We start from the raw sequence: 19,502 nt of genomic DNA, 5'->3' as shown, positions 1-19,502 counted from the left end.
AATGACTCTTAGATTTGGTTAAACCTCTTTGCCGGGTAAAATAGTATTTCCACAAAAAAGCTTACCAGGGCGTCCTTTCCCTTAAGTTTAGGGGAAAGACAAATAGGGGTTGCTAATACAGGCAACCAAAATTTAGAAGCTTGATATCGAATTCAACTTCTTCGCTCCGACGCAGAACGTGCGGAGCGAGGCATGGTGGTATTACGTCCTAAATCAACCATTCGTCAGACGGACTTTAAGCCGTCAGACAAAGATTCTTATTAACCACTTCGATATTCAATATTCCCCTGCTCAATATTCGCTATTCCACAACCTCGATCCCTTCTTCATAAGCTTCCATCGGGATACAAGAACAAACAAGATTTCGATCACCATAAGCGTCATCTACTCTTGAAACAGCCGGCCAGAATTTTTCGAACTTGAGTTCTTCAAGCGGGAAAGCTCCTTTTTCACGAGGATAACTTCGATCCCATTTATCAGAAATCATTACGCGCTGCGTGTGTGGAGCGTGTTTTAAAACATTGTCTTCTTTGTCAGAAATACCATCTTCGATCTCCTGAATTTCTTTTCTAATGAAGATCATAGCTTCACAGAACCGGTCTAGTTCTTCTTGTGATTCACTTTCCGTTGGCTCTATCATCAGCGTGCCGGGTACCGGGAAACTCATTGTTGGAGCATGGAAACCGTAATCCATCAGGCGCTTCGCGATATCCACAGATTCAACTCCGGCCGATTGCTTGAACGGTCGCAGGTCTACAATAAATTCATGAGCAGAACGACCTGTTTTACCGGTGTATAGAATTTCATAATGATCCTTGAGCCTGTCTTTCAGATAGTTTGCATTCAGTATCGCGATCTTCGTAGCATCGGTCAATCCATTTCCGCCCATCATACGGATATAAGCATGAGAGATCGTAAGAATACTCGCACTTCCCCATGGCGCTGCAGAAACTGCCGTAACTCCTTTTTCGCCTCCTGTTTTGATGACAGAATGCGATGGTAAGAACGGCACCAGATGCTTAGCGACACCAATAGGTCCCACTCCGGGTCCTCCGCCGCCGTGCGGAATGCAGAATGTCTTATGAAGATTCAGGTGACAAACATCAGCTCCAATTTCGCCCGGACTAGTTAATCCAACCTGAGCATTCATGTTGGCACCATCCATATAAACCTGTCCGCCGTGTTTGTGAATGATCTCACAGAAATCCTTCACTTTATGCTCAAACACTCCGTGTGTAGATGGATAAGTGATCATCAGAGCTGCAAGGCGATCGCTGTATTTTTCAGCTTTGGCTTCAAGGTCTTCGTATGAAATGTTGCCATAATCATCGGTATCAACTACAACCACATCCATACCGGCCATTACCGCACTCGCAGGGTTGGTACCATGAGCAGATGATGGGATCAGTCCCACATTCCTGTGGTTATCACCGTTTGAATTATGGTAAGCACGAATAGTCATTAGTCCTGCATATTCACCCTGTGCACCGGAATTTGGTTGCAATGACATTCCCGCAAAACCGGTGATCTCACACAGCCAATCATTCAATTCATCGAACAATTGGGTGTAACCTTTAGCCTGTTCTCTGGGAGCGAAAGGATGAATTTGTCCAAACTCCGGCCAGGTAACCGGGATCATCTCTGCTGTAGCATTTAACTTCATAGTACATGAACCGAGAGAGATCATAGAATGAACAAGAGACAGATCTTTGTTCTCCAATCGCTTCATATAACGAAGCATTTCATGTTCGGAATGATACAAATTGAAAACCGGATGATCTAAATAATCGGAAGTTCTGGTTAGTTCTTCCGGAAGTTCTACCGTTGTCGTATTGGCTTCTGAATAAACATCAAACTCGTTGTTCTTGCCCAAAGCTTTTGCAAATATATTCAGGATCAATTCTGCATCTTCGAGGTTTTTGGCCTCATCAAAAGAAATTCCGATACGATTATCGTCACGATAACGGAAATTCACTTCGTGTTCTTCGGCGATTTTTCGGACTTTAGCAATCTCTGCCTCAACAGTAATAGTATCGAAGAAGACATCCGTTTCCACCGTGACCCCCATTTTCTCCAACCCGGCTTTGGTTAGCTTTGTCAATCCATGAACTTTCGAGGCAATTTTCTTTAATCCTTCCGGCCCATGATACACGGCATACATTCCTGCGATAACGCCTAATAAAACCTGTGCTGTACAAATATTGGAAGTCGCTTTCTCACGTCGAATATGCTGCTCCCGAGTCTGAAGTGCCATTCGATATGCCGGCTTTCCTTCTGCATCTTGTGTTACTCCAATAATGCGTCCGGGAATCTTCCTCTGAAATTTTTCCTGAGTGGCGAAGAAAGCAGCATGCGGTCCGCCATAGCCCATTGGAACCCCAAATCGCTGGGAAGAACCGACTACGACATCCGCACCCATTTCACCCGGTGCTTTCAATAGTGTGAGGCTCAAAAGATCTGCAGCAACAACTGCAAATACGTCATTGTCATGAGCAGCTGCAATGATATTGGTATAATCCTCTACACTTCCGTCTGAAGCCGGATATTGCAGCAATATCCCAAACAAGCGAGGATCCGTAACGTCCAATTCCTTGTGATTTCCAACCTGAATTTCAACCCCTATTGGTTCAGCTCTTGTCTGAAGTACTTCAATAGTTTGTGGATGGCACAATTCCGAAACAAAAAATACATCTGCCTCTTTACGCTTTTTACCTTTACGCTGGCCATACAACATACTCATCGCCTCAGAAGCAGCTGTTCCTTCATCCAGTAAAGAAGCATTGGCTAACTCCATTCCAGTTAGATCGCTTACAGTTGTCTGAAAATTGATCAGTGCCTCTAACCGCCCCTGAGCAATCTCTGCCTGATAAGGAGTATAAGCAGTGTACCAGCCCGGATTCTCCAGAATATTCCTTTTGATCACATTGGGCATCAGCGTGTCATAATAACCCATCCCTATAAAGGACTTATATATCTTGTTCTTCTCCGCCAGCTTTTTAAATTCGGAAAGGAATTCAGTTTCACTTAAAGCTTTGGGAAGATCCAGGGGCTTTTGTAGACGAATGCCTTCGGGAATTGTCTCATCGATCAGCTTATCCAGCGAATCGGCTTTAATAACCTCCAGCATGTTTTTAATTGATTCCTGATTAGGTCCATTATGTCGGTGGGCGAATACTTCTCTATCGAAATTAATAGTCATTAAAGTAGAAAGTGAGATGATTTATTTTGATGAACAAAAGCTCGTTTAGAAGCTGATACATTTCAGCTACATAATTTGCAAAACAAGATTCTGTAAAATAAGGAAAAATGAATTCAAAAAAGCAGTTTTTGAATATTACTAAATTAAGTTTTTAACAAATTTTTGATTTATTATAAGGTCTTGTTAAACCAAAAAATCTATTAATTAATTTCACCGGATCATGAAAAAAGCGTTAAAACTTTTGGCTGTGGTAATTCTTTTTGGAACTACTCATACTTTTGCCCAGGATACCAACTCATTAAAAATTGTAATTGAGCCAGACCCCATCGTTGTAGAAGTGGGTGCAGAACAACAGCTAAAAGCTTCTTTGGTAAACGAGGGTGGAGAAACGCTTCCCGATACCATTCTTTTCTATTCCAGAAACGGCGGCGATCTTGAGGTGTCCCGCGAAGGATACGTTAAGGCTAATAAACCGGGAACTTATTCTGTTCTGGCAATGCGCTCCGGGCCCAGAGAACAGCGCGTAACTAAGCAGTTTAATATTGACGTGCCTTATCCCCCAATTGCTGAAGTTCAGTTTAAAAATGTACCTGAAAATATTTATTCCAAAACTACTCTCGACCTATATGTTGATGTAATTGATGAAATGGACCTTATCCGTGAGAACCCTGATCTAACCATCACAAGTGATAATCAGTCGGTAGCTATGGTAAGTCATGGAAAGCTTATGGCACTTAAAGAAGGGAAAGCCAGGATCACGGCAGAATCTGAAGGGAAAAAGGCTACGCTCGACCTTAATATCAAAAAGAACCCTGCAACTTCTATGGTCATTGATAACAATGAAACCAATATCAGAACCGGAGATGTGATCACGCTGAATGCTAAAGCAATGTCTGGAAACGGACGTGAGGTTAATGTTCCTATCACCTATTCCTTTGTTGCACAACCAGAAGATAATCTGGGACAAGGTGCAGAAGGACAGATCTCTCAGGAAGGAAAATTTGTAGCTAACAAACCGGGTATCTTCACACTCACTGCTCGTTCCGGTGACGCCATAGCAGAGCAGATCATTCGGGTTGAAGACCGCAATGTAGCACAAGACATTGAGATGGTAGGTCATGGTGAAGTACTTGATGTTCATACATCAGACCTCTGGATCTGGGAAGGCGTAGATGGACGTGACTACGCTATCACCGGCACATGGGGAGCCAATGGCGATACCTACTTCTGGGATGTGACGGATCCATCAAATATCGTCTCTATTGATACTGTTCGGGTTGATGCTCGCACAGTCAATGATGTCAAGATCTCTGAAGACGGGACCATTGGCATTATCACTCGTGAAGGAGCTTCTGACCGTAAAAATGGAATGGTGGTTCTGGATGTAAGCAACCCGAGTGATGTTAAAATTCTTTCTGAATATAATGAAGGACTAACCGGTGGGGTTCACAATGCCTTTATTTATGAAGACCATGTATATGCCGTAAATAACGGTCGCCGTTATGATATCATCAATATTGAAGATCCTGAAAACCCATACACTGTTGGAAGATTTGAGCTGGACACACCCGGTCATTCCATTCACGATGTATGGATCGAAGACGGGATCGCCTATTCTTCTAACTGGAGAGATGGGGTTGTTGCTGTAGACATCGGAAGCCAGGATAGCGAATTAGCTGATGCCGGCGGGTCTCCTGAAAACCCTGTTATGTTGGGCAGTTACTCTTATCCAAGTGGACGAAATCATGCCGCTTTCCCGTTCAAAAGTGAATCTACCGGTGATTTTTACGTTATTGCAGGTGATGAATCATTCCCGTACGGACTTCCTACCCGAAGTAATCCGGTAGCGGCTGCAGGATGGATCCACTTTATTAAGTTTGATGGCTGGGACCAGCCAAAAGAAGTAGCACGCTATCAAGTACCCGAAGCAGGAACACACAACTTCTGGGTAGTCGGTGACCTTCTTTTTGTTGCTTACTATAATGCAGGACTTCGCATTGTAGATATCTCCGGAGAATTGATGGGTAACTTATATGATCAGGGACGAGAGATAGCCAAGTTTGAACCAACTCACCCAGATGCGATCGTACCAAATGCTCCATTTACCTGGGGACCTCAGCCATATAAAGGACACATCTTTATTTCGGACTGGAACTCAGGTCTGTGGGCTATAAAATTAGTAGATCGCCCTGAGCAAGGAACTAATTAATCACACAAATATTCATCCAATGATAATTAAGAGAGCTTTTTGGACCACAGTTGTCGGAGGAATCCTCTTATTTGGAATCTCTGACAGCTACGCCCAGAATTATTACGCGTATGTAGCAGCAGAATCCGAAGATCAGGTTCACTTGATCCATTTTAATAGCAAAACCGGTGAAGGCACTATAGCAGAAACTATAGATGTGGGTACCTGGCCTCAGGAAAATGAAGGCCCTCATGGAGTCACTGTTTCAGCAGATGGTAAATACTGGTTCGTGACTATTGCCCACGGAATGCCTTATGGCCAACTTTGGAAATATTCTACGGAAACCAATGAGGTTTTGGATTCGGTTGAACTGGGGATGTTTCCTGCTAGTATGGATTATAACCCATCCACCGGAATGATCTATGTTGTAAACTTCAATCTCCACGGTGATATGGAGCCAAGCACGCTTTCTGTTGTTGATTCTGAAACAATGATGCGTCTTGCAGATGTTCCCGTAGGGATCATGCCTCATGGCACACGGGTTGGAGCTTCAGGTAATGTTGCCTATCACGTTTCCATGATGACTGATGAACTGTATGAGATCGATGCCCGGAAGCTCGAAGTTAAGCGTACGCTCAAACTTGGTGAAGGAGAGTCGATGCATGCTACTATGGATCATTCAGAAATGGATCATGAAAATATGGAGATGAATCACTCCCCTGTTGAAAAACCAACCTGGGCTGATCCTCACCCCACAAAACCTCTTGTTTATGTGGCAGGTAACGGGTCGAATGAGATCATAGAGGTTAACACTGAAAAGTGGGAAATCACACGCCGTTTTGATACTCCAAAAGGACCATATAACCTGGAAGTAAGCCATGATGGTAAGTTATTGGTCGTTACTTATAAAGGAGAAGGGGCAGTAGGAATCTGGGACCTTGAAAAAGGTGAGGAACTGGCCTATATCCGGAACAGCCGAAAGGTAACCCACGGCGTTGCCATCACTTCTGACAATAAATATGCATTTATTTCAGTGGAAGGTATTGGAGGAGAACCGGGTGCAGTTGAGATCATTGACCTGCAAACTCTAAAACGGTTAGATGTAATTCAAACCGGGAAGCAGGCCGGTGGAATCGTTTTCTGGAAACAGAATTGAAATAAATCCTTCCTAATAAATTAAAAGCCGGGTTTAATCGCTTGGCTTTTTTTATTTCAGTGAAATAGTATGACTTACACTGTTACCAACTTCATCTTCTTTGATGATCGTTGGTTTATCCAATGGCTCAATAACATATCCCAATTTTTCAGCCATCCCCATCAAAAGAGGCTCAAGCCTCCCTTTTTCGGTATTAAACTTCACCATGGCTTTGCCTGTTCTTACATCAATTTTCCTCGTTGCCCGTCCCAACATATCCGAACACTTTAGGATCTCTGTTCCGGTAAATGTTGCTTTTTCTGAAAGAGGCGGAGGAGTGAATTTTTTTCTGAATTCACTTAAGGATATAATACTTCCGGATTCGTCTACCTGAAGCCACTGGATCTTATGATCAACGTCCAAAATGTAATAGGTAAGATAACGGGGGTAGTTGCTTTCAATATAAAAATTGAAGTCGGTGAGCCAGACTTCTTTAACCTTATCCATCGGAATATCGAACCAAATACCCTCCTGTTCCAAATCCCATACTAGTATCCCATCTTTAGATTTCCGCTTATTCAATACCAATGGATAACTACTTTGAAATACCTGTGTAAGATGATAGACATCAGCTTCAGGAACGATCTTTATATTTGGCTCATCTCCCTTGGGATCAATAAAATCCGGTGCATCATTCTTCACTTCGCATTGTATTCCCTGCACCCGAATTAAGATCCTTACCAAACCGCTTTCGATAGGCTCCTTAAATGCATCCAAATTATTATTCATAATATTTCCGAATATTTCCCTCTGAAGTTAGGGAAATTATACCTCTGTTTGCCATCATTTCCTTCCATAAATATTTAGTCACAACTAAATATTTATTAAGTTATATCAAATTACTATATTGAAAAGAAAAAAATGGACTTTATACCAAATTGGTTTTTTGAACTCAATCCTGTAGTACAAGCTTTGTGCGGTGGCCTTTTTACATGGGGTGTCACTTCCCTTGGTGCTTCATTCGTATTCTTTACTAAATCCGTTAATCATAAACTTTTGGACGGTATGATGGGTTTCGCAGCCGGGGTTATGATTGCTGCCAGCGTTTGGTCACTCATAATTCCTTCGATAGATATGGCGGAAGCCCAGGGAATAATCTCATGGATACCTGCAGCAATCGGCTTTTTACTTGGCGGGTTATTTCTTAGAATTTGTGATCAATATGTTCCCCACCTTCACATTGGCCTTCCTCGTGATGAAGCTGAAGGAGTAGAAACAAAATGGAAACGAGCAACTTTACTGGTGCTTGCTATCACTCTCCATAATATTCCTGAAGGGTTGGCTATTGGCGTTTTATTTGGAGCCGCAAGTATTGGCCTAGATGTAGCAGGCGGTGCAACAGTAACGGCAGCTATCGTGCTTGCTATAGGAATTGGTATTCAAAATTTCCCGGAAGGTATGGCTATTTCCATGCCTCTGAGACGAGATGGGTTGAGTCGATGGAAAAGCTTTAATTATGGTCAGCTTTCCGGTGTTGTAGAACCGGTTTCAGCTGTAATAGGGGCTGCAGCAGTTATATTCATTCAACCCATATTACCCTATGCCCTGGCTTTTGCCGCTGGTGCAATGATCTATGTAGTTATAGAAGAGTTGATCCCTGAAAGTCAACTACACGGAAATACTGATCTTGCTACACTTGGCGCCATGGGAGGTTTCGTTGTAATGATGGTATTGGATGTAGCACTCGGGTAAAATCGACGTTCTAAAATCCCCACTCATTTCGTACCTTTAGCTCCTATTCATAACCAAAAAATTTCAGGGCATTGAGCGACAATAAGATTATTTTTTCGATGGTTGGGGTATCCAAAACCTATAAACCTAACAAAACAGTTCTAAAGGATATCTATCTCTCCTTTTTCTATGGGGCTAAAATTGGTGTCCTTGGTTTAAACGGAGCCGGTAAAAGTACCCTACTCAAGATCATTGCAGGAGAAGACAAAAATTATCAAGGGGATATCAGTTTCCAGAAAGGGATTACTTTCGGATATCTTACACAGGAACCAAAGCTAGATCCTTCCAAAACGGTAAAAGAGATCGTGGAAGAAGGTGTTCAGGACACCATGGATCTGCTGAAAGAATACGAAGCCGTAAATGCAGGATTCAGTGATCCGGATGCTGATTTCGAAAAGCTCATTGAAAAGCAATCTAAACTGCAGGAAAAGATAGACCGAATTGATGCCTGGGATATTGACAGCAAGCTGGAACAAGCTATGGATGCCTTACGCTGCCCGCCCGGCGATACTTCTGTAGAGGTCTTATCGGGGGGAGAAGCTCGCCGAGTAGCTCTTTGCCGACTATTACTCAAGAAACCTGATGTGCTACTCCTGGATGAGCCCACCAACCACTTAGATGCAGAATCAGTAAGCTGGCTGGAACAACATCTTGAAAGATACGAAGGAACCGTTATTGCCGTAACACATGATCGCTACTTCCTGGACAATGTAGCAGGATGGATCTTAGAATTAGACCGTGGGGAAGGGATCCCATTTGAAGGAAACTACAGTTCCTGGCTCGAACAAAAGTCGAAACGACTTGAGCAGGAAGAGAAAGAAGAATCCAAGCGACAAAAAACGCTGAAGCAAGAATTAGATTGGATTCGCCAGAATCCTAAAGGCCGTCGTGCTAAAAGTAAGGCACGTATCAACCAATACGAAGAGTTGCTTTCGGAAGAAAATGAAAAACGCCGAGATGACATGGAAATCTTCATTCCAGCCGGACCACGTCTCGGTGATAAAGTAATAGTAGCCGAAAATGTCAGTAAAGGTTTTGAAGATCGTTTGTTGATCGAAGATCTGAATTTAAAACTTCCTCCGGGTGGTATTGTAGGAGTAATTGGGCCAAACGGAGCCGGGAAAACAACACTTTTTAAAATGATCACCGGACAGGAAGAACCTGATAAGGGTACATTAGTTACCGGCGAAACCGTGGAATTGGGTTATATCGACCAAAAACGCCCTCTTGATCCTGCTAAAACCATTTGGCAGGAAATTTCAGGCGGTCAGGATATCATCAAGCTGGGGAACCGGGAAGTTAACTCCAGAGCTTATGTTGCCAGGTTTAATTTCAGCGGTAGTGATCAGCAGAAAAAAGTAACCGAGCTTTCCGGAGGAGAACGTAACCGGGTTCACCTCGCCAAGATGCTAAAGGAAGGAGCCAATGTATTATTACTTGATGAGCCTACTAACGACCTGGATGTAAATACACTGCGTGCGTTGGAAGAAGCGTTGCTTAATTTTGCCGGCTGTGCCGTCGTTATTTCACACGATAGATGGTTCTTGGATAGAATAGCTACTCACATTCTTGCTTTTGAAGGGAATAGCCAGGTTTACTGGTTTGAAGGGAACTTTCAGGAATATGAAGAGAATAAGAAACAAAGGCTTGGCATTACAGATGAACAACCACACCGTATCAAGTATAAAAAATTGATGCGCTGATCTTTTAATAGCATCTGATTTACATAGTCTCATTGGTAAATGATTATTTATGTAATGATTGCTATCATCCGATAACAGACTTCAGCTTTACGAAGAAATATTTCAATAAATAAAGAAATACGCCATCAATGAAAGGAGAAGGGCGACTAAATATTGACCGGAAAATTCTGGGAGTTGTTTCCTTTGGATTGCTATGTGCTCTTTTACTCATCTTAACAGTTAATTTTTCCATTAATACTTCCTCAGGAGTAAGAGCATTTGTAGCAGGTGAAGCATACTGGGCTAAGGCACAGAAAGAAGCCGGTGTGCATCTAAGCAACTACATTCTTACAGAAAACCCTGATGAGTATGAACACTTTAAAAGCGTACTTAGGGTAATTGATGGAGACCGGGTAGCAAGAGAAGAGCTTCAACGAGAACATTTCGATTATGATGTAGTTCTTGAAGGATTCATTGCTGGAAAAACCATCCCGATGATATTAATAACATGGTGAACTTGTTTCGAAGATTCCAGAGTATATCTCATGTAGAAGAAGCCATTGAGATCTGGGAAGCAGGTGATAATAAAATTGAAGAATTTAAATCTTTTGCTGCATCCTTACATACAGAGATCCAAAGTAACAGCAGTATTTCCAACGCTCAGAAAACCCGATGGATGGAGCAACTGGAAGTATTAGATCATGAACTGACTGACCTTGAGTATAATTTTTCTCTTGCCATGGGCAACATGGCTCGACTGGTAAATGAAGTCTTTAGATGGACTACCATAACATTGGGTTTAATATTGATCTTTATAGGAATTTGGATCACTTCCCGCTTTTACCATTCTACTCAAATCTGGACTCAGGCACTTAAGAAAAGTGAACAACGATTTAAGAATATATTGGATAATTCGAAAGATGTACTCTATAAACTGGATCTCACTACCAGGGAGTATGTTTTTGTGAGCCCTGCGGTAGAAAGCATGCTTGGTTATGATAAAGAACGATTCGCTGAAGGCGAAGTTAACTTTATTCTTTCCATTATGCATCCTGAGGACAGAGATCATATGAGCAGAGTGGTTGAAAAATATGATGATTTGGAGGATGGAGACTTTCTTCCTGCCACTGAATTCCGCCTGCAAGATAGCAACGGAAACTGGACGTGGGTAAGTAACGTCCGCTCTTTGATCCGTAATGAACATGGAGAACCCGAGGCTATAGTCGGAGCTGTACGGGATATTTCTACCCAAAAAGAACAAGAAGAGAAAATCAAAGAGTCTCTAAATGAAAAAGAATTATTACTTAAAGAGATCCATCATCGTATTAAAAATAACCTTTCGATCATATCTAGTTTATTAGAACTACAAAAAGAAGGGGTGGATGAAGCCCTTAAGGACGCACTCAGTTCCAGTCAGGCTCGTATCAAATCGATAGCCAAGGTACATGAAAAGCTATACGAATCTACAACGCTTTCAGACATTCCACTGGATAACTATATCACTGAGATCACGGAAGAGATCGAAAAAGCATATTCTTCCAAAGAAAAAGAAATTGAAATTATTATTGATGTAGACCCAATTACTGTTAATATAAATAATGCCATTCCAATAGGGCTTATTCTTAACGAATTGATCAATAACGCATTCAAACACTCTTATAAAGATTATGAATCAGGAACTTTAAAGATCAAACTTCATAAAAACACCGAAGGCATTGTGCTTTTAGTTGAAAGTGATGGAAATAAAATGGATAGTAATTTTGATATTACTAAAAGTGATTCACTGGGGATGACGCTTATTGAGGTCTTGGTAAAAAGGATAAATGGGCAGCTTGAAATTGAGCAGGATGACTGGACACGCTTTAAGATCATGTTTGAACTGAATGAAAATGAGGAAACAGAGAAATCAGTGAGCTAAGTGATTACCCCCGTGTTGCCCTTCCCCTTCTTGTTGCTGTCTAATAATGTTTTTCCCTGCTACCCAATCATAAATACGAAGGCTGTCTTCATTTCCTAAATCTTCTACCTTAAAATTCATTCCTCCCGCCCCGGATGCAGCAGTAGCAGAAAAATTGATCAAATTTTTCCTATTCTGAAATGGATTTTGTGATAGATCAGCAACCTGGATTCTGTTCTTTTTCATGATTGCCGTTGTTCTTGAAATGGTTCGATACCGCATTCGCAGTATATCATTATCAAAACCTACGGCGGCATCTTTGTACCGCATCCACCCCAAAAGACCCAACATTGGGATAAGCATCAGTGAAAGCCAGCCACGGCTTAAGAAGTACCATATAATTGGTATCAGTGGAATTAAGAGATAGTTCGGTCTTCGTATGTACCGAAAAAGTGCTTTTTTAGGAGGTTTGTACTGATACTCAGGTTCCTCATATTCTTCTAAAAACTCACCCAAAAAAGAGCTGACTACTTTTGCCGAGATATACGGAGCCAAAACAATGGATCGTCCTTTCTGGCTTTGATCAAAGCCCGCACTTTCTACATAGATCATCCCATAGCCAAAAGGCTGCCGTATCACTCCTTCCACAAACCGAATGGCTTGAATCCGATCATAAGGGACCGTTATATGTTTCTTTTCAAATAAACCGCGGGTAATGATCAACTCTTCTTCTGTTTTATGAAGTCTAAAGTCAGAGTAGGTAAAAATGACTCCTAAAAAAGAAAGCAACCAAGAGACAACTATGATGGCAAATATCAGGACAATGTAGATAGTCACATCACTGTACCCAGGCATTATTTCATAAATAAAGCGAATATTCTCCTCATTTATCATTTCACTGAGCTGCCCTGAAACAGCACCCAGAATTGATGCGATCAAACCAAAGTTTCCGGAAGTAAATGCCGCATAAACCAGATCTTTTTTTGACAGTTTCCAGGTAGATAAAATTTGGTCTTTTTTCTCCTGCTCTTCTTCAAGATCTTCAGTGTGTTCTGAGTTCCCGTTATTCCTTTTTCTTAGTTCAGCTCGAAGCTCTTCAGCTTCCTCTCTTGTTATGGCACTTATGGTCGCTGTTTCAGTACCCCCACCGGCTGTCTTGACTTCTACTTTCACTAAGCCGAACAAACGCTGGAGAATTCCTTCCGTAATATCAATAACCTGAATTCTGTCTTTTGACAGATATAGTTTTTTCTTGACAAAAATCCCTTTTTCGATCTGAAGCTCATCCTCAAAGATCCGGAACCTAAAGAACCACCATCCAAATATTCCTCCAAATAATGAGATCACGAGACCTGCACCTAAAAAATAGAGAAAGTATCCCTCTGTATTGGAAGAACCAATGAATATGACAATAAGCAGTGTGATGAAATTCTGCTTGATGCTGTCTATGACTTGACTAACCCCGGCTACCGGATGCTGTTTTCTAAACTCAGACATCACTTTTTACTTTTCGAACCAACATTGAAATAGTATTTCGAAGCTCGTCTGCAGTCTCATTATCCAAAGCAGGTATTTCATGGGTTGTTGCAGCCGTAGAAATTGCTACTGAAGCCAACTCAAACTTTCTGTAAACCGGCCCCTGACGTGTATCTACATGCTGCACCCTGTTTATAGGGATCACCGTTCTCTTTTTGATTATTATACCCCGCAGCATATCAATCCCGCTATCGGAAACCTCATATTTCCAGCGCTTCCATCTCAAATTAGGCAATACCCAAGCTATCACTATATAAAAGATCAAAGCGATTAAAAACAAACCCAGAAATAACAACCAGTCTATTCCATGATACCATGGTGTTTCATTATCGAAATTTTGGGCTATGGCAATTCCTGCATAAAATACAACGGGAATAAACCACAGTAACCCAAAAAGCAGAGCATTTACTGTCCAGGCTTTAATGGCATTCTTATGGATTCTTGAGGCTGGTTCCTGATTCATGTTCGTTTATTTAAGTTTTTTAAAGGTATAAAGTCATGCTTTCTTAAAAAAACTTTGTGTAATAAAAAAAGCCACACAAAGGTGGCTTTTTTTTTAAAAGTTAGATAGAAGCAATTACATTGCATTCTTCTTAGCTTGAATTTCCTGCCGAATTTCGTGAGAAAGATTCTTAAGGGTCATTAAGTGCTTACGAGCCCTGGTTCCGGCTGCTTTATTTCCTTTCTCATAAAATTTCTGCATTTCAACTTGTAATTCTTCTACTACATTGTTGATATCGTCCATTCTACTCATATGTATGTACTCCTTTGAATTTTATTTCGGTTAAAGGTATTTCATGGAACTAAAAATACCCGCTTATTTAATTTACTGTTGTAATTACAGCATTAAAATCTGCGTTAATTTAATAAATAAGTAGGTAAATACATTTTTTTCTTTGGTTTTATGTTATAGGCACTTCTTCATGGGTTGTTCCCTTAATCTCATCCACCCCAAACATTAATATCAATCCAATAGCCAAAAGTAACAAAATAGCACTCATTCCCCACCGCTGACTATCCATAAAAAAGGTGATCCACCCCACCATGATAGGTCCTGCAAATGTTGTTACTTTTCCTGATAAAGCAAACAACCCATACATTTGATTTCGTTTATCTTGCGGGGCAATTCTTCCCATAAAAGTCCGGCTTGATGCCTGCACCGGTCCTACAAAGATTCCCAGCATTAAACCCCATATCCAAAACCATGATTCTGACTCAACAAATAGAACGGCCACCACGGGAATGATCAAGCCAGTCAAAGACCATACTATTGTGTTCTTACTGCCACTGATATCATCGAGCCATGCAAAACCGAATGCGCCGATGCCAGCCGTCACATTGAGCGCGATTCCAAACATAAAAATTTGTCCTGTATCAAAACCAAAAGTACCTGCGGCATATACTCCGCCCATTGCAAAAATGGTAGCCAGCCCGTCGTTATAGAATAAACGTGCTAATAGAAACTTCCAGATATTGGGCTCTTCCTTAAGCATTGACAACCCATTCTTAAGCTCACCAATACCATCCGAAACTGCTTTTCTCATGGATTTGTTTTTTGATGGGGTATCCGGTGTTTTAAGAAACATGGGTAAACTGAACAAGGCGTACCAAATCCCGGTAAATAAAAATGTGATCCTTACATTTTGGAGCGAGCCCTCATCCAGACCAAACCAAACTGCTCCATTTTCTACAAAGCCGAAATATCCAACGATCAAACATAATAGCCCTCCTGCATAGCCCATAGCCCAACCCCACCCCGACCATTTTCCTATTGTTAAGCTGGTGGTAAGATCCGGTAACATGGCGTTGTAAAAGATGAAAGATAGTTCAGCCCCAAGGGTGGCCACAAAAGCCATTGATAAAGCAAACCAAATGAATTCTGTACCAGGTTCCGCAAACCATAACATACTGCAGCCAATCACACACAACGTAGTGAAAAATACGATCCATGGTTTTCTCCTCCCCCCTTCATCTGCTATGGCTCCTAAAAAAGGAGCCGATATTGCTATAACAAAACCGGCAAGCCCTATCATATTCCCCCAAAGTGCTGTTCCACTCGTCTCATTTTCGGCTATCGACTGCGCAAAATAGGCCGCAAATACAAATGTTTGGATCATTACAAAATAAGCCGAGTTGGCCCAGTCGTACATGGCCCACGCAAATAAGCCCTTGGTTGAAGCGGGTTTTGTCATAGTATAGATTTATGAAGGATGTGACCGAATATCGGTTTTGGCAGTGGGAAAGCAAAATTAAATAGTGGAACAAAAAGTAATAAAATGAATGGTGCGTGTAATTGCTTTGGCTTTATTTAAGTATTCATTCTCTTCACTAATTCTTCAGCGCCCTTCACACAATCGGGAACGGATACACCCCAGCGGTAATTTCCTCCTAAATAGAATCCCTGATTTTCTTCCTCAGTTCGCTTGAATTCTGACCTTATGGCTTTATAACCAACATGAAATTGTGGGATCGCTTTGGCCCATAGCTTAGACTTCACAAATCCAGGTTTGGATGAAGTATTTATGAGTTTTGAGAATTCAGAGAGAATCTGTTGTTCCACCTTTTGAATATCATCAGAGAGAATGTCCCGATCATGTGCCCCACCGGTCATTAAGGTGAAGTGAACTTTACCTTTCGAAGTTAACTCAGGAAAAATGCTTGATTTCCAAATGGCACCCAGCAGGCGAATATTTTCTTTTCGGGGAATCAGGAAGCCAAATCCGGATCGTGGTAATTCGATATCTTTTTTGCTGAAGATCACTTGTGTGGAAAGCATCGGAGCATAGTTGATGGACTGCAGGTTCTCGGTACACTCAGGGGCAAATCCTTCAAGTATTGATGCCAAATTATGTGCCGGCAAACATGATATTACTTTATCTGACTTATACTTCCCCTCAAATGTTTCCACCTCAAACCCATTTCCTGCTTTCCTGATATTGGTCACTTCCTCATTCAGAATATGATCTGAAATTTTGTTGGAGATGGCTTCAGTTAGCTGCTGAATTCCTTTTTTGAAGGTCAGCACTTTTGGCTTTATATCTGATCCTTTCTTTTTGGAACGCAGGGCACCCATCACAATGGAGTTAAATTTCTGCTCGTTCTCAACCAATCTTGGCAGGATCTCTTTTTTACTGATCTGATAAATATCCCCGGCATAGATCCCGGAAAAAACTGGATCCACCAAATACTCCACAGCCTCTTTGCCTATCCGCCTTTCCAGAAATGCTCCAACGCTCTCATCTTCTGAAGTTCCTTTGGGAATAAAAGGTTCAGCCAACGCTCGCCATTTTCCTTTGGCCGAAATCACACTGGTTGTAAAAAGCGTTTTGAGTGAAGGAGTGAGCGATTGAAGCGCACCATCTCTAACTATAAAACGAGTTTTAAAGGCTTCAGAAATCTCAACGATCTCATCCTTCAGCCCCACTTCTTCTGCCAGTTTACGTATAGATCCGTCACGGTCGCGAAGGGAATTGGGTCCAAAGTCTAAAACTGTACCTTCTACAAATGAGGAAGAAATTACCCCGCCGGTTTCCGGGTCCTTTTCAATGAGTTTGAAGGGAATTCCCGCTTTATGAAGGTTCCAAGCCACAGCAAGTCCTGAAATACCTCCGCCTAAAACCAAAACTTTGTGATTCTTTCCCATCATTATCTTTTACATTTTAACCATAGAATTCAATGGAGAGTAAAGGGGTTGAAATTATTTTCACTCTTCAAACCCCGGGTTCTCTGTGGTTAAAAGTTTATGCAACAGCCTCAGCAGGTTTCAGCATATCGGCACACCATGTTTCCAGGGCATCGATCCATAGATCATCATCATTTACACATGGGATAAGGATGAGGTCATCACCACCTGCTTCCACAAAATCTTCCTTCCCGCGTATACCAATTTCTTCCAGTGTCTCAATACAGTCAGAAATGAAGGCAGGACAACAGACAGCTACTTTTTTCACTCCTTCTTCTGCCAGTCGCACCAGTTCATTATCGGTAGCGGGGGTCAGCCATGGATCGATCCCCAGTTTAGACTGGAACGCAAAACTATAACTAAAATCTTTGTTATCCAGGTCAAGATACTCAGCTACATTTTGAGTGGTTTTGACATCCTGATGCCTGTAGCAGAAAGTATGTGCAGGAGAATTTACGTTGCAGCAATCCTCACACTTAAGACAGTGATCGCCCGTAATATCCCTTTTCTTTATATGTCGCTCCGGAACTCCATGGTAGGAAAACATCAGATGATCTATGTCATGCTCTTCAATATAAGGACGTATACTTTCTCCCAGTGCTTTTACATATTGGGGGTCATCATAAAATGCATCTTTTGTGATCATCTCCAGATGAGGATATTTTTTCAGCCACACTTCTTTAGCTTTTTCGATCACTGTTTCCGTAGTAGCCATCGCATATTGGGGGTAGAGCGGAACCATAAATACTCTTTCCAGATCCGGATTTTTTTCCATTAATTCATCAAAACCCGCCTCAATAGATGGATTTCCATACCGCATTCCCATAGCTATTGGAACCTGCTCACCTAATCTTTTTTGTAGTTTATCTATTACTCTTTGTGTGATCACGATCAACGGCGAGCCTTCATCCCACCAAATTAACTCGTAGGCCTCGGCAGATTCTTTGGGGCGAATTGGCAAGATAATGCCCTCAACAAGAGCCTTACGAATTGGTGTTGGGAAATCAATGACTCGTTTATCTGTTAAAAATTCTCTCAGATATACCTTTAGATCAGCCGGTTCATAGCTGTCCGGTGATCCAAGATTTACTAATAATATGCCTGTTTTAGATTGTTCCATGCCTTTTTTTAATATATGTTCTGCTATAGTCAAGCAATAAGTTTATTTAATATGAAGAAAATATGAATTCCAAGAAAAATGACCCTGTATTGATCATTGGATGCGGTTGGCTGGGTAGAAAATTAGGTTCTTATCTGATCTCGAAGAAGTTAACGGTGTATGGTACCACTCGCTCTTCTTCAAATTTCTCTGAGCTAAATGCTCTTGAGATCAAGCCTGTAAAGCTTGAGTTACCTTCTGCATCCCTTTCTGATATTCGTTTACCTGATGTCAGCACTGTGGTCATTGCAATTTCACCCGGTCGGGGCGAAGACAGAAATGAGTATCCGAAAATAATCGGGCAGCTTTCTCAGGTTCTTGCTCAACGAAACGTACAGACCATCATGTATAGTTCCACATCTGTTTATGAAGATACAAAGAATGAGGTCACAGAATCAGATGCAAAACCTGATGAAAATAGTGATAATGTAATTACTGCTGCGGAAGGTGCTTTAGTTAAATACTCTCCCGAAGCTACCATTCTAAGGCTTAGTGGTTTATATGGAGAAGACCGACATCCGGCCAGGTATATGGCGGGAAGAAAAAATATTGCCGATGGTGACTCTCCGGTCAATTTAGTTCATAGCGACGATGTGATTCAGGTCACGGCTAAAATTATTGAAAAGAAGATCAAGGGTGAGATCTTCAATGTATGCAGTGAAAGTCACCCATCCAGATCCGAGATCTATACAAAAATTGCCGAACGGCTTGAATTGAAAAAACCTACTTTTGAAGAAGGCGGTTCAGATGGGAAAAAAGTTTCTTCTGAAAAACTGAAAAAGAAACTTAAAATTAAATTTCTTCATCCGGAACCGCTAGAATTCCTGGCAAATTAATTGGTTTTCAGGATACCTTCTTCTTCCAGGAAATCAAGTGTTTCCGCAGCGTGACGTAAATGAGGGATCACAATACTGCCCCCTACGATCAATGCCACGTTCAATGCATCTACGATCTCGGCTTTAGTTGAGTCAGTTTTAGCACATTGTTCAAGATGATAATCGATGCAGTCATTGCAGCGTAGTACAGCTGAAGCCACAAGTCCTAACAACTCTTTCGTTTGAGTTGGAAGTGCTCCATCCCGGTAAGTATTGGTATCCATATTAAAAAAACGTTTAATGCCCAGATGATCAAGGTCCATTACCTTCTCATTTTGGATCTCACGCTGTTCTCTAAATTGTTCTAATCTATTTTTTTCTGACATATTTGGATTGGTTTACTTGTTTGCCACTAAAT

Annotated in this window: 16 protein-coding genes; 7 read left to right on the top strand and 9 right to left on the bottom strand. The window is 41.5% G+C overall.

Annotated features, from left to right (window positions below):
• Positions 1-301: 301 nt before the first annotated feature.
• Entirely contained in the window at positions 302-3,199 is a 2,898-nt protein-coding gene (gene gcvP / locus ACFSVN_RS04460; protein ID WP_390299235.1) for an aminomethyl-transferring glycine dehydrogenase, read from the bottom strand.
• A 220-nt stretch (positions 3,200-3,419) separates the two neighbouring features.
• On the opposite strand from gcvP, the gene ACFSVN_RS04455 reads away from it, so the two are divergent.
• Both ACFSVN_RS04455 and ACFSVN_RS04450 read left to right on the top strand, forming a co-directional pair.
• Entirely contained in the window at positions 3,420-5,408 is a 1,989-nt protein-coding gene (locus tag ACFSVN_RS04455; protein ID WP_390299232.1) for an LVIVD repeat-containing protein, read from the top strand.
• Between the two features lie 19 nt (positions 5,409-5,427).
• Positions 5,428-6,543, top strand: a complete 1,116-nt coding sequence (locus tag ACFSVN_RS04450; RefSeq protein ID WP_390299229.1) for a YncE family protein — start codon at positions 5,428-5,430, stop codon at positions 6,541-6,543.
• A 51-nt stretch (positions 6,544-6,594) separates the two neighbouring features.
• On the opposite strand, the gene ACFSVN_RS04445 is transcribed toward ACFSVN_RS04450, so the two are convergent.
• Positions 6,595-7,311 carry a hypothetical protein gene (locus ACFSVN_RS04445; protein ID WP_390299226.1) on the bottom strand — a complete coding sequence of 239 codons (717 nt, stop codon included), beginning with the start codon at positions 7,309-7,311 and terminating at the stop codon, positions 6,595-6,597.
• Positions 7,312-7,443: 132 nt separating this feature from the next.
• Between ACFSVN_RS04445 and ACFSVN_RS04440 the strand changes: the two genes are divergently transcribed.
• The 4 genes from ACFSVN_RS04440 (at position 7,444) to ACFSVN_RS04425 (ending at position 11,913) form a co-directional block, all read left to right on the top strand.
• The gene (locus ACFSVN_RS04440; protein WP_390299223.1) at positions 7,444-8,274 is read left to right on the top strand and encodes a ZIP family metal transporter; all 831 of its coding nucleotides are present in this window, start codon (positions 7,444-7,446) and stop codon (positions 8,272-8,274) included.
• A 71-nt stretch (positions 8,275-8,345) separates the two neighbouring features.
• Positions 8,346-10,016 (top strand): energy-dependent translational throttle protein EttA, encoded by a 1,671-nt coding sequence (gene ettA, locus ACFSVN_RS04435; RefSeq protein ID WP_390299220.1) that lies wholly within the window; start codon positions 8,346-8,348, stop codon positions 10,014-10,016.
• Positions 10,017-10,144: 128 nt separating this feature from the next.
• A complete protein-coding gene (locus tag ACFSVN_RS04430; RefSeq protein ID WP_390299217.1) occupies positions 10,145-10,510 on the top strand; it encodes a hypothetical protein in 366 nt (121 codons plus the stop codon).
• The gene (locus ACFSVN_RS04425) at positions 10,504-11,913 is read left to right on the top strand and encodes a histidine kinase dimerization/phosphoacceptor domain -containing protein (RefSeq protein ID WP_390299214.1); all 1,410 of its coding nucleotides are present in this window, start codon (positions 10,504-10,506) and stop codon (positions 11,911-11,913) included. The genes ACFSVN_RS04430 and ACFSVN_RS04425 overlap by 7 nt, the downstream gene beginning before the upstream one ends.
• Here ACFSVN_RS04425 and ACFSVN_RS04420 read toward each other — a convergent pair.
• The 6 genes from ACFSVN_RS04420 to hemH all read right to left on the bottom strand — a co-directional run bounded on the left by ACFSVN_RS04420 (position 11,902) and on the right by hemH (position 18,230).
• Complete coding sequence (locus ACFSVN_RS04420) at positions 11,902-13,389, bottom strand: PH domain-containing protein (RefSeq protein ID WP_390299211.1); 1,488 nt, start codon at positions 13,387-13,389, stop codon at positions 11,902-11,904. The two genes, ACFSVN_RS04425 and ACFSVN_RS04420, sit on opposite strands and share 12 nt — an antisense overlap.
• Positions 13,382-13,891: a PH domain-containing protein gene (locus ACFSVN_RS04415; protein WP_390299209.1), complete on the bottom strand. Its 510-nt coding sequence runs from the start codon at positions 13,889-13,891 to the stop codon at positions 13,382-13,384. The genes ACFSVN_RS04420 and ACFSVN_RS04415 overlap by 8 nt, the downstream gene beginning before the upstream one ends.
• Before the next feature lie 114 nt (positions 13,892-14,005).
• Positions 14,006-14,182, bottom strand: coding sequence for a histone H1 (locus tag ACFSVN_RS04410; RefSeq protein WP_390299206.1), 177 nt, complete (start codon positions 14,180-14,182; stop codon positions 14,006-14,008).
• Between the two features lie 148 nt (positions 14,183-14,330).
• On the bottom strand, positions 14,331-15,620 hold the full coding sequence (locus ACFSVN_RS04405) for an MFS transporter (protein WP_390299203.1): 1,290 nt from the start codon (positions 15,618-15,620) through the stop codon (positions 14,331-14,333).
• 116 nt (positions 15,621-15,736) lie between these two features.
• On the bottom strand, positions 15,737-17,074 hold the full coding sequence (gene hemG / locus ACFSVN_RS04400) for a protoporphyrinogen oxidase (RefSeq protein WP_390299200.1): 1,338 nt from the start codon (positions 17,072-17,074) through the stop codon (positions 15,737-15,739).
• Between the two features lie 94 nt (positions 17,075-17,168).
• On the bottom strand, positions 17,169-18,230 hold the full coding sequence (gene hemH / locus ACFSVN_RS04395; protein ID WP_390299197.1) for a ferrochelatase: 1,062 nt from the start codon (positions 18,228-18,230) through the stop codon (positions 17,169-17,171).
• A gap of 62 nt (positions 18,231-18,292) precedes the next feature.
• Between hemH and ACFSVN_RS04390 the strand changes: the two genes are divergently transcribed.
• Positions 18,293-19,105 (top strand): NAD-dependent epimerase/dehydratase family protein, encoded by an 813-nt coding sequence (locus tag ACFSVN_RS04390; RefSeq protein WP_390299194.1) that lies wholly within the window; start codon positions 18,293-18,295, stop codon positions 19,103-19,105.
• Here the strand turns inward: ACFSVN_RS04390 and ACFSVN_RS04385 are convergent.
• Positions 19,102-19,470 (bottom strand): carboxymuconolactone decarboxylase family protein, encoded by a 369-nt coding sequence (locus ACFSVN_RS04385; RefSeq protein ID WP_390299191.1) that lies wholly within the window; start codon positions 19,468-19,470, stop codon positions 19,102-19,104. The genes ACFSVN_RS04390 and ACFSVN_RS04385 overlap by 4 nt on opposite strands.
• Between the last annotated feature and the right edge of the window lie 32 nt (positions 19,471-19,502).

The organism is Gracilimonas halophila, assembly GCF_042684365.1.
In the GTDB taxonomy this organism is placed as follows: domain Bacteria; phylum Bacteroidota; class Rhodothermia; order Balneolales; family Balneolaceae; genus Gracilimonas; species Gracilimonas halophila.
Note: the sequence above shows the minus strand (reverse complement) of the source record. Positions and strands in the feature narration are given on the sequence as shown.